Raw genomic sequence first — 12,129 nt, 5'->3', positions numbered from 1 at the left:
TTTAAACTTATTTCAAAATGTACCGTCAAATTTTTAATCATGAAAAATTTAAAAAAACAAAAGATAAGGCACTAATAACAGTATTGTCAGTCGATTTAAGGTGCGATAGTGATTTAGACAAATAATTAGACCGAAATGGTAAATTAATCGATTCTGACCCAAAAAATGCGCTTAATGAAATTTTAGATAAAATAAGAAGAAGTGGAATGAAGTCTTTAAATGATTTATAATTAGCAAATTTTGAATTCGATTACTAAAATCTTTATTTCAGAGGTACATTTTTTACAGTCTGCCACTCAAGATAATAATTAGTATATCTGTTAAGCTTTTTTAGAAATATTACAAAAAAAAACGAAAATCTGTTTCTTTAATCGTAATGCTTCAAAATAAATTAATCTAGACCTATAGCTTTAAATATAAAGCATTTGACATCAGTAATATTTCTAATTTATTGATAAAATTTATTTAAATAGTCATGACTTGGAATTGTATAAGTAAACCCGTTGGGTGAAATTACTCAGAATCACTAAAAAATGACGATTCTAATCTAAATCTAAAGTCATTTAGACCAAAAATGTCAGTCTGAGCCTGTCGAAGACCTCGTTTAAGATACATTTCGACAAGCTCAATGTGACAATAGATATAAAATAAACTATTGTTTTAATTTCACCCAACGGGTTAAGTAAATCTTTTTTTACTATTATGACTTAATAAACCTTACTTTCTGTCAAAACCACTTTTAAGGTTTCCTATCAAGAATTTACGAATACTGTGATAGATAAACTTGGAATAAATTACCTTTTGATAAACGATTGATTTGTGTAACTTCTCTAAATTGCACAAAACTTTTCTCTCTGGATTTAATAATTATAAGACTATGTGAAAAGCAAAGAAAAAGATGGATTCAAAACTCAAAATAAATTTATATGGTAATATTTAGTCATTTAAGAAAGTGGAACCAGATCCTTAGTCCTGCCTACCAAAAGACAGGATGATGTTGGAAAGAAATTGAATGGGGATTAGATTTTAATTTACTGGGTGATAACAATTAAATTTGATTTACCACACTGTTGAAAGCACAAAGCTACATAGGACACCACAAGACTAATTTTATTTAATCTGAATTCAGTTTTATTTATTAAAAAAGAGTCTAAATATTGAGAGTTAGAGTTAGAGTCCAACACATACAAAAACATACAAGATTATAATTGGACGTAGGCACTTTTATTACTAATTTATTAGTTAGAAATAAAATGGTTTACACTTATATTTAGCATATTTCACGTTAAATAGCGAGAATCAATAAATAATTTAATATTAATTATTTAACTATTTAAAAACTAATTTATATTCAAAATTATTTCTTTGATAACTATTGATCAATTTCAATCAGACTGATGCTAATCAATTTCACCAATATAATATAATCAAGACAAATATTCCTAAAGGACTTACAATACTAGCTACTTATTGCTACTTATTGCTATCTTTAGAAATGTTACCTTCGTGAAATGATGGCTACAAAATTAAAAATAAATTTATACGGCGACGGTTGGTCATTGAAAAAAATTGAATTGGAATCTATCCAAAAAGAGTACTTTGAACAAATCGCCAAAAGAACAAATCAAACTTTACACCAAGCTATAATTGACCCTTTTTTTTACCCTAAGCTATTGCTAAGCAATATTCAGTCACATTATGATCTAAAAGCAACTACTCTATTCGGCTTAAAGGATACAAACAAAAATCAAATTGAAATCTGGTATGACGGAAAAAAAATAAGTAAATTTAAAATGGCTGATTTAAGCCCTGAATACTCAATATTCCCCACTTACAACAGCAAAGTAACATTAGGTGAAGAAGAACAAAAAATAGGTATTTACATCGAAGAATTTGAAACAGGTAAGATTGGTAGTTATGAAATTGAAATTACAGACCTTAATCTTGAAAACATCTGTTTTCATCTCTTTAAATATGATACCTTTTTACTGTTGCACCAAATTAGCTATAAAGATTCAATCTTAAAGATTAAAAATAGAGACACGCTAATAAATAGGCAGAATAGCTTTGTTATTGAATGAATGAAATTAAATAGATATTAATTTCATATTCTTCAATACATTCCATTTCATAACAGCAAATTACTACGTGATTTACTACGCCAAAAAAAAGAAAACCCCGTAAACATAATGTTTACGGGGTTCTTCAAAAATACCAGTTGGTCTACAAGGACTCGAACCTTGAATGACTGCACCAAAAACAGTAGTGTTACCATTACACCATAGACCAATAGCGTTTGAATGCGGGTGCAAATTTATAATAATATTTAGTTTCTGCAAACTTTTTTTTTACTTTTTATCAAAAAAAGTTTCATTTTAAAAAATTACTAGCTCACCCTTTACAAAAGTAACTAAAAATCAACCATTTACTATTTGATAGTAGTTTCCTAGAAAATTTTGTTAATGCCCTACACTTTCAATAAAAAAACATTTTCTTTGCAACTTTAAAAATACAACTAAATTTTTACACATGAGTAAAGCAGCATTCAATTTCAATAAATGGAATACTCTTGTAGGTTGGGTCACATTTGCAATAGCATTGATCACTTACAGCTTAACAGTTGAACCTACAATGAGTTTTTGGGATTGTGGTGAATACATTGCAACTTCAGCAAAACTTGAAGTAGGACACCCTCCTGGAGCTCCATTATTTCAAATGATTGGCGCATTTTTCGCAATGTTTGCAATAGATAATCAACATATCGCTTTAATGGTCAATATGACTTCTGTTGTTTCTAGTGCCTTCACCATACTTTTCTTATTTTGGTCTTCAACAATGATTCTCACCAAAATGATTGGAGGAAAAACTAAAGAAGACCTAACTACTGAAAACAACATTGCTATCCTAGGAAGCTCATTTGTAGGTGCTCTTGTATATACATTTTCGGATAGTTTCTGGTTTAATGCAGTTGAAGCCGAAGTATATGCCATGGCTTCCTTATTCATCGCCTTACTTTTTTGGCTTGGCTTACGATGGGAACAAGATATGGACAAACCTAAAGGAAACAAATGGCTACTAGTCATTTCACTTGTCATCGGACTTTCTTTTGGAGTTCACTTTATGGCACTATTAGCAATTCCATCCATTGGATTACTCTATTATTTTAAACATTATAAAACAGTTACCGTCAAAAATTTTATTATTGCAAACATTGTAGTAATATCTGTTTTACTATTTATTTTCAAATTATTATTACCGCTAACAATGGCTTTCATTGGTAAAACTGAAATTTTCATGGTCAACAACCTTGGAATGCCATTTGACTCAGGAACCATCATAGTTGGCCTATTCCTTGCTGTTTTCTTCTATTTTGGATTAAAATACACCAAAGTAAAAGGACTTATACATTACAACACTTTACTTCTATCAATCTTATTTATCTTGATCGGTTTTTCAACTTGGTTAATGCTTCCAATTCGCGCCAATGCCAATACGGTTATTAATGAAAACAAACCTTCAGATGCCGCAGAGGTATTAGCTTACTACAATAGAGAACAATATGGAGTAAACCCTTTATTTTACGGACCTCAATACACAGAAACTTTTGCTGGACTAGACCCTAAAACACCTTATTTAGACAAAGCCCCCAATTATGAAAGAGATTACAAAACAGGCAAATATGTTATTGTAAATAACTTTAAAAATGCTGTACAAAACAGTGACGACTATCATAAAACCATCTTACCAAGGATGTGGAGCTCAGAGCATATTGCCAACTACATGAATTTCACAAGCGCACCAACATTCAAAATAAACCCGAACTATCCTTACGAGGAAGATTTATCTAAATATGGAATTGATGCTAGCAAAATCTCTGAAGAAGATTACAACAAAGCTATTGCTCAATTAAAAAATGAAGTAGAAAAAACAGTTTCAGAATTCAGATTAGCCTACGCTCAAAAACAAATCGACAACGATGGTTATGTAAAGTTCTTAAAAAGCTACGGCGAATACTTAATTATAGAAAAACCAACAACTGCAGATAATTTCAGTTTTATGGTTGAATACCAATTTGGCTATATGTATTGGAGGTATTTAATGTGGAATTTTGTTGGAAGACAAAGTGACAATCAAGGAAGATATGATAGTTTAGACGGAAACTGGCTGAGCGGAATCAAATTTATTGATGAAACTCATTTAGGCTCTCAAGAAAATCTCCCATCAGATGTATTAAACAACAAAGGAAGGAATACCTATTATTTTATCCCCTTTATCCTTGGATTAATTGGAATCATGTACCACGCTGGCAAAGAACGCAAGAGCTTTTACGTTTTATTAATGCTATTTTTATTTTTGGGAATCGCATTAAAAATCTACCTAAATGAAAGACCTTTTGAACCAAGAGAACGTGACTACGCTTTAGTGGGCTCCTTTTATGTCTTTGCTATATGGGTAGGATTTGGAGTTTATTCATTGTACGAAAGCTTACAAACTTATTTATCCCCAAAAATCGCAGGACCTATTATTATTTCAGCTTGCTTGTTAACAGCTCCTGTTATTATGGCTGCCCAAAACTGGGACGACCACGATCGCTCTGACAAATACACCGCTCTTTCAATGGCCAAAGCTTATTTGAGCTCTTGCGACCAAAACGCTATACTTTTCACCATTGGAGATAATGACACCTTTCCTTTGTGGTATGCACAAGAAATTGAAAAAATTAGAACCGATATTAAAATTGTCAACACAAGTCTTTTCATGACGGATTGGTATATTGACCAAATGAAAATGAAAACCTACGAATCAGACGCACTGCCTATTTCATTCACTCACGATCAGTATGTGGGTGATAAATTAGACTATGTGGCTTATATTCCAAAGACAGAAAGCAGATGGGAATTGAAAGATTTAATAGAATTCATCAAAAATCCTAAATCAACTGTAGGTTTGCAAAACGGACAAACAATCCATTTTTTCCCAACCAATAAAATAAGAATTCCTGTTGACAGAAATGCCATAATTCAAAACAAGGTTGTTGCACCAAAATACAACGACTCGATTGTTCCTTATATCGATATTGACATCAAAGGAAGTGCTTTGTATAAAAACAGATTGATGATGCTTGACATCATTGCTAACAACAACTGGAAAAGACCTATTTACTTCAGTGGAGGCGCATACGATAATGAAGATTATCTATGGATGAAAGAATACCTACAACTTGACGGAATGGTTTACAGATTAGTTCCATTGAAAACTGCAATTCCAAAAGACGGAAGCCCACTAGACATGGGACAAATTGATTCCGATAAAATGTACAACATCATCATGTCATGGGATTGGGGTAACAGCGATAGCGACAAAATCTATCACGATCCTGAAACCAGAAGAGAAAGTATCACTTACCGAACCAATCTGGCTCGTTTGATGGACAAACTAATCGAAGAAGGTAAAATAGACAAAGCTAAAAAAGTAATTGATTTAGCTATTACCAAAATGCCTTTAGAGAAATTTGGATACTATTCTTTAATAGAACCTTTCACTAAAGGATACTATCAAACAAACGATGTAACCAAAGCACAAGAATTACTAAACAAACTAATAGGTAAATACAGAGAAAGCCTTAATTACTACAGCAAATTAAGCCCTGCAGAGCAATCGGAAATCGCTATTGACATTATTACTGACATTGAGCGCTATAGAAGTTTACTACAAGTAATGAAAGAAAATGGAGATTTGACCTTCTACGAAAAAAACAAAAAAACATTCAATACTTATATTGAAATGTTTCAACATTTTGGCAGAGACAAAGAATAAATCAAGCAGAATAAAGTCCTATAAAAAAGTGCAGCAATTATTTGGAAATTGCTGCACTTTTTTATAACTTAATATCTCTAAAAACACCTATCAAAATGAGCTTTTACTGGATAAAAACAAATTCATTAATTAAATGGATATTTTCAAAATACGTATGGGACATTCCTAATGCAGAAAACAAAATATACCTAAGTTTTGATGATGGACCTACCCCAGAAATAACTAATTGGGTGCTAGACCAACTGCAAAAACACAATGCCACAGCAACTTTCTTTTGTCTTGGAAAAAACATTGAGGACGAACCTCAATTATTCAAAAAGATAATTGAGCGTAAACATGCTATTGGCAATCACACCTACAATCATTTGAACGGCTGGAAAACCACCACCAAAGAATACCTTAAAAATGTAAAACATTGCGCTAAGACATTTTCGAAATTTGGCTTGAAGACTAATCTTTTTCGCCCTCCTTATGGCAAGATGAATACTGCTCAGTTAGACAAATTAAAAAGACAAGGGTATAAAATTATCATGTGGGATGTATTGAGCGCAGATTTTGACACCACCATTTCGAAGGAAAAGTGCCTTAAAAATGTAATTTCAAATATTAAACCAGGAAGTATAATTATATTTCATGACAGCGTCAAAGCATTTCAAAACTTGAAATACACGCTACCTAAAGTATTGGAATTTATTGATCAAAAAAACTATCAATACGCTAAGATACCCTAATTACAAAGCTACAATTGCTCTTGAACAATGGCAATAATACTATTAGCATCTAACTCGCCTGACTGTCTCCAAATCATTTGCCCATCTTTGTAAATCATCAAAGTAGGAAGTCCCTTGATTCGTAAGGCCTCAGCCAATTCTTGATTTTTATCCACATCAATTTTAATCACCTTAGCTTTATCGCCAAGTGCTGCTGCTACATCCTTAATGACAGGATGCATAGACAATGATGCTTCGTTCCATTCTGTGTAAAAGTCTATTAACACAGGAACATGTGCGCTTATAAGTTCTCCGAATTTTGACATAAAACCAAAAATTTAATATTTTAAATCTACTAAAAAAATAGATATTTAATGTGCAAATGTAGCATTTTTAACGAATTATGTTACTTTCTCTCCTTTTTTTAGTTCTATCACCGTGATTTCAGGCATAATTCCTACTCTTCCAGGGTATGCATGGAAGCCAAAACCACGGTTTACATAGATATAACGTCCCAAAACTTCATACAAACCTGCCCATTGGGGGTACATATACTGCGCCAAACTCCACTTGAAAACACCTGGAATTTCAATTCCAAACTGCATTCCGTGTGTATGTCCTGAAAATGTCAATTGAAAATTCTTTTCGTGTTCTTTTAATTCATAATCCCAATGGGAAGGATCATGACTCATTACAATTTTAAAATCTTCATTAGCTACCCCATGAGATGCCTTATTGATATCTCCTGCTTTTTTAAAACTACGACCCCAATTTTCAACTCCAATTAAGGCTATTTTATCTTCACCTTTTTCAATAAAACGATGTTCATTCAACAATAACTCAAAGTCAATATCACCATACAGTTTCTTGATAGCTTCAAAGTTATCGTCTTTCTCTTTTTGAGTTTTCCAATCCAAATATTCACCATAATCATGATTCCCTAAAACCGAATATTTCCCGTAAGCAGGTTTATGAATACGTTTGAAAGTCTCAATCCAAGGGTGCATTTCTGTGGCGTGAGTATTCACAATATCACCCGTAAATAAAACCATATCCGAGTTTTGCTCATTAACCAAATCAATAGCGTAATTGATTTTTTCAGCATCATCAAAGCTACCCGAATGCACATCCGAAATTTGTGTAATCGTAAAACCATCAAAAGCCTCTGGTAAATCTGGAAAATAAATGCGCTGATTGATGACTTTGTAATTATACTTCCCTATCGTCATTCCGTAAATCAAAGATAAAAACGGAATCGATGCCAATGTCAAACCAATCTGACTCACAAAAGTACGTCGAGCTGCCAAAAAACCTTCCGAAGAATCACCAACAGCCGCACGAAACATTCCCGAAATCAATCGATACAAATCCTCACCTAGTAAAACCAAAGCCAACACAATCTTAGGAATATAAACCAACAACATCAATCCCATTGCAAACATAGTATGCTTGGTTTGCCCAACAGAACGGTCAAAACTTAAAAATGAATACACAATATATACAAAGAGAAAAACACTCAAAACCGAATACCCCATCAACAACCATTTTCCCTTAATGAGCGTCTTGATCGCTTGGTAGGCGTAAACCTCCACAATCAATAATATCGAGAAAAAAAACAATAATCTAAAACCCATTGGACTAATTTTTACACAAAATAACAACTTATATCAAAGAAACGGTCCCTAATTAATTAAACTTTAACGCAAGAAATACTGAATTAACTACTGATTTCAAGGAGCAAACAATTATTGAATATCAAGAATATCCCTCCTACTGTCCTTTACTATCTTTATAAACAAATACCTGCTATAACGGACTTTAATTTCTATCAAGATTAGTTAAAATAGCTTGGAATTCAATCATCTAATTTGTAAAAACACCTTACCTATTTGGCAAAAACTAGAACTTTGGATATCGCATATTTGAGATGTAACAAAGAAGGCTCACACGTAAACTACTAGCTAGTAGAATTCCCCAAACATGGATAATAAACGGCAAATACATTACATTCTACCAATATTTACAATACTTTTAATAACGTCATCCAATTGGTTTGCGCTTTCGGATATCATATCACAAATATTACTCGTATTACTATCCATTAGTGTTTTATCTAAAATATCAGTAAGTCCCATTATATTACTTAAAGGAGCCCGTATAAGATGTGATTGTTGAAAAATCATTTTTTCGATTTTTACCAAATTTTTCTCGTTTTCTACCCGTGAATTTTGTAGCTGTAATTCTTCAGCAACATATTTTGTTATATTATATCCTAGACAAAATATCCCAGCTGGATTATTTTGATCATCAAACATTGCTTTATATTCCCACTGAGTATAAACATAACCACCTCTTCCATCGTGTTTTCTAATTGTTGCTAGAAATAATTTACCCGGATTCTCAAAGCATTTAGCTGAAACTTCAACACACGTATTCATATCATCAGGATGCATTGTAATATAACAAGGCTGACCAACTAAACTGTTGTTAATGTGCGAAAATTCTCTAGAATAATTTTCATTCACATAAGAATAATTACCATCCATGCTAGCCGTAATTATATAAAACAGAACTGAATTATGTAGCAATGCTTTTGTTTCTTCAAAATGTTTCATTTCTAACTTTTAAGATTTCAAGCAATATACCTTTTAATAATTCAACACAACTATATTTTAACTTAGTAAACTGCAACAAAACAAGAAATTGAATATAATATTGAAATAAGCATGGATTACAAATCTGCACTATCGTTTTAAGTGTAAACACCACCTTATTTAATGAAAGAACATTATAAAGTTTTGCTAAAAAAACTTCATCTTTTTACTTTATTTTCAAATTAATCGTAATTTAATACCCTTAAAAAAACCTAAACTTTACCAGTCCATAATACCCATTGTTTACATTATGTCCTTATTTACAAGTACCTGTTTTTATAAAATTAAAACTATATAATTATGGAAATTAATATTTGGTATTGGATAGGGTTTAATGTTTTTGTTTTGATAATGTTAATCTTAGACTTAGGTGTATTTCACCGTAAGGAACATGAAGTAAAAGTAAAAGAAGCACTTATATGGACTTTTGCATGGATTTCACTTGCTTTAGTTTTCAACTACGGAATTTACCACTTGTTTGGCAAAGAAAAAGCATTAGAATTTTTAACAGGATATTTGATTGAGAAATCACTTAGTGTTGACAATATTTTTATTTTCATCTTAATATTTTCTTATTTTAACGTTCCGTCCATTTATCAACATAAAATTCTTTTTTGGGGCATCCTTGGTGCATTGGTTATGCGGGCGATTTTTATTTTCGCTGGTATAGCACTCATCAATCAATTCCATTGGATTATTTACTTATTTGCGATATTTCTTGTTTTCACAGGAATTAAAATGCTCTTGCAGGACGAGCAAAAAATTGATCCTGATAAAAATCCAGTTGTCCGTTTGTTTAAGAAAATATTCCCTGTAACAAAAACTTTTCAAGGTAGTAAATTCTTTGTAAAACAAGATACTAAGACTTACGCTACTCCTTTATTTATTGTATTATTAATGGTTGAAGTAAGTGATTTAATTTTTGCCGTGGACTCTATCCCCGCAATATTAGCAATCACTAATGATCCATTTATTGTTTACACTTCTAATGCTTTTGCAATTCTCGGATTACGATCTTTATACTTTGCACTTGCAGGTATGCACGGTGTCTTCCGATTCTTAAAAGTTGGTTTATCACTAATTCTGATTTTTATAGGTATAAAAATGTTCCTGTCTGACATTTATCCAATTCCTATATTTATAGCACTGATAATCATTTCTGCCATTCTATTAACTTCAATTATTGCATCATTAGCAATTAGTATCCACCCGAGCAACTACATGTTGTTTTATACGATGCGATTATTCATAGGAGCGTAATGTTACAATGGTGTAGATTCCGCTAGTTGCTTGTAATTGTGGGGATACAAGTCTTTAATATTCTTGTGGTTTATAGATTGGATATTCTCAAGGGTATATTTTAGCCACTCAAAAGGATTTACGTTATGTTTTTTGCAGTTAGTAAAAAAGGTATAGGCCATAGCCGCTCTTTGAGCAGCATCGTGCGATCCGGCAAAAAGATAATTCTTTCTACCTATGGCTACTGGTCTGATTGCATTTTCCACCAGATTATTATCTATTTGCAAGTTGCCATCTAATAGGTATGCCGATAAATTATCCCATCTTGTTTGAGAGTATGCAAGAGCTTTGCCAATCTGACTTTTTGGTAGGGTTAGTTTGATTTGCAAAAACATCCATTTACCTAGTTCGTTTATAATAGGTAAGCTTTCCTGAAGCCTCAGCTCTTTGATTTGCTCAGGTCTAAGGTTTTGTTCTTTTGTTTTGCGCTCCACCGCATATAGCTTTTGTATTTCAACTAAAACATGTTGTGCTTTTTGCTTGTCATTATCTAATGCTCTTTCAAATTCTCGCCTAGCGTGTGCCCAACAGCCCAGATGAGTAATATCTGATTTTTTTCCATAAGCTTTGTAGCCTGCATATCCGTCTGTTTGCAAGTAACCTTTAAAGTTTTGCAAAATAGGTAGTGCAGCGCTACTTGCACGAGTAGGGCTGTAATTGAACATTACAAGTTTTGATATTGGGGCATGATACACCCAATAATAACCGAGATGCGTTTTGTCTTTTTTCTTGTCGTCTAAAACCTTGATGGTGGTTTCATCAACTTGAAGGTAACCTTCATTTTTGATATCCATAACCAGCTTCTCATACAAGGGTTTTAAAGCATCCATGCTCTGAGCCGCCCAACCATCTATTGTAGAAGAAGCAATATCGATATCTTCTCTAGAGAACCGTTGCTTTTGACGATATAGCGGAAGGTGATCCACATATTTATCTACTAAGATAGTGGCTAGTAGTCCTTCTGAGGGTATTCCTTTATCTATGATTCTTTCGGGTAAATCCCCGATGGATATCTTAGTATTGTCTTTATCCTTAGTCGCGTATTTGTATCGGATATATCTTTTGATTTTAAAGTGTCCCGGAACATAATCAAGCACATCTGTAGTTTCTTTGCCAATACAAACCTGATCAGATAAATCTCCTTCAGGGTAAATCTCGATTTCTTCAACTGGTAAATGATCCGGAAGTTTAGCCCTGCCAGGATGTTTCTTTTTAGAACGAGAATAAGTGATTTCTTCTTTGATAACTTCTTCTTGTTCTTGCAGGAGCTCTTGTTCTAGATCTAAAGGTAAAGTAGTTTGAGAAGGATCTTCAAAACGCTCTCGTTTTTGACCAAACTGCATACGGCGCAGTAATTCTACTAAACGTTGAAGTTCTTCAACTCGTTCTTCTAATTTAAAAGCTTTACCTTCTAATTTAGAAGCTTTACCTTCTAACACGACTTCCTTTTTTTCAAGCTTAACAAGTTTTTTATCTTGTTTGGAGATAGTTTTACCTTGAACAGAAATAGTTTCACTTTGTTCAAAAATAGTTTTATCCAGCACAAACATGTTTTTTTGAGCTTTAGTTAAAAGCTCAAAAAGTTCCTGTTTTGATACGTTATCTAGGTCTATTTCCATAGGCTAAATATACGTCAAAATCCTATATTT

General features: G+C 32.6%; 8 protein-coding genes and 1 tRNA gene. 4 read left to right on the top strand and 5 right to left on the bottom strand.

The genetic code is table 11. The features are described from left to right. Positions 1-1,514 precede the first annotated feature (1,514 nt). Positions 1,515-2,081, top strand: a complete 567-nt coding sequence (locus ABZP37_RS06030; protein WP_366186476.1) for a hypothetical protein — start codon at positions 1,515-1,517, stop codon at positions 2,079-2,081. A 137-nt stretch (positions 2,082-2,218) separates the two neighbouring features. On the opposite strand, the gene ABZP37_RS06025 is transcribed toward ABZP37_RS06030, so the two are convergent. Further along, positions 2,219-2,289 (bottom strand) — tRNA-Gln (locus ABZP37_RS06025). A 240-nt stretch (positions 2,290-2,529) separates the two neighbouring features. Between ABZP37_RS06025 and ABZP37_RS06020 the strand changes: the two genes are divergently transcribed. Then, on the top strand, positions 2,530-5,817 hold the full coding sequence (locus ABZP37_RS06020; RefSeq protein ID WP_366186475.1) for a DUF2723 domain-containing protein: 3,288 nt from the start codon (positions 2,530-2,532) through the stop codon (positions 5,815-5,817). Between the two features lie 95 nt (positions 5,818-5,912). Further along, positions 5,913-6,548: a polysaccharide deacetylase family protein gene (locus tag ABZP37_RS06015; protein ID WP_366186473.1), complete on the top strand. Its 636-nt coding sequence runs from the start codon at positions 5,913-5,915 to the stop codon at positions 6,546-6,548. Between the two features lie 8 nt (positions 6,549-6,556). On the opposite strand, the gene ABZP37_RS06010 is transcribed toward ABZP37_RS06015, so the two are convergent. From ABZP37_RS06010 to ABZP37_RS06000, 3 genes are all read right to left on the bottom strand, one after another. Then, positions 6,557-6,853 (bottom strand): thioredoxin family protein, encoded by a 297-nt coding sequence (locus ABZP37_RS06010; RefSeq protein WP_220759676.1) that lies wholly within the window; start codon positions 6,851-6,853, stop codon positions 6,557-6,559. Positions 6,854-6,928: 75 nt separating this feature from the next. After that, positions 6,929-8,161 (bottom strand): metallophosphoesterase, encoded by a 1,233-nt coding sequence (locus tag ABZP37_RS06005; protein ID WP_366186472.1) that lies wholly within the window; start codon positions 8,159-8,161, stop codon positions 6,929-6,931. Positions 8,162-8,530: 369 nt separating this feature from the next. Further along, positions 8,531-9,142 (bottom strand): hypothetical protein, encoded by a 612-nt coding sequence (locus tag ABZP37_RS06000; protein ID WP_366186470.1) that lies wholly within the window; start codon positions 9,140-9,142, stop codon positions 8,531-8,533. A 339-nt stretch (positions 9,143-9,481) separates the two neighbouring features. Here ABZP37_RS06000 and ABZP37_RS05995 point away from each other — a divergent pair, with 339 nt between their 5' ends. Beyond that, positions 9,482-10,441 carry a TerC family protein gene (locus ABZP37_RS05995; protein WP_366186468.1) on the top strand — a complete coding sequence of 320 codons (960 nt, stop codon included), beginning with the start codon at positions 9,482-9,484 and terminating at the stop codon, positions 10,439-10,441. Between the two features lie 2 nt (positions 10,442-10,443). On the opposite strand, the gene ABZP37_RS05990 is transcribed toward ABZP37_RS05995, so the two are convergent. Beyond that, a complete protein-coding gene (locus ABZP37_RS05990; protein WP_366182942.1) occupies positions 10,444-12,099 on the bottom strand; it encodes an IS66 family transposase in 1,656 nt (551 codons plus the stop codon). Positions 12,100-12,129 lie beyond the last annotated feature (30 nt).

It is taken from the genome of Flavobacterium ovatum (assembly GCF_040703125.1).
Lineage (GTDB): Bacteria > Bacteroidota > Bacteroidia > Flavobacteriales > Flavobacteriaceae > Flavobacterium > Flavobacterium ovatum.
The sequence above is the reverse complement of the archived record's forward strand: the minus strand, read 5'-3'. Positions and strand labels throughout refer to the sequence as shown.

Excerpts from the sequence above, each read along its gene's own strand:
- ABZP37_RS06030 (WP_366186476.1), top strand. The coding sequence starts at position 1,515 with ATGGCTACAAAATTAAAAATAAATTTATACGGCGACGGTTGGTCATTG.
- ABZP37_RS06020 (WP_366186475.1), top strand. The coding sequence starts at position 2,530 with ATGAGTAAAGCAGCATTCAATTTCAATAAATGGAATACTCTTGTAGGT.
- ABZP37_RS06015 (WP_366186473.1), top strand. The coding sequence starts at position 5,913 with ATGAGCTTTTACTGGATAAAAACAAATTCATTAATTAAATGGATATTT.
- ABZP37_RS06010 (WP_220759676.1), bottom strand. The coding sequence starts at position 6,853 with ATGTCAAAATTCGGAGAACTTATAAGCGCACATGTTCCTGTGTTAATA.
- ABZP37_RS06005 (WP_366186472.1), bottom strand. The coding sequence starts at position 8,161 with ATGGGTTTTAGATTATTGTTTTTTTTCTCGATATTATTGATTGTGGAG.
- ABZP37_RS06000 (WP_366186470.1), bottom strand. The coding sequence starts at position 9,142 with ATGAAACATTTTGAAGAAACAAAAGCATTGCTACATAATTCAGTTCTG.
- ABZP37_RS05995 (WP_366186468.1), top strand. The coding sequence starts at position 9,482 with ATGGAAATTAATATTTGGTATTGGATAGGGTTTAATGTTTTTGTTTTG.
- ABZP37_RS05990 (WP_366182942.1), bottom strand. The coding sequence starts at position 12,099 with ATGGAAATAGACCTAGATAACGTATCAAAACAGGAACTTTTTGAGCTT.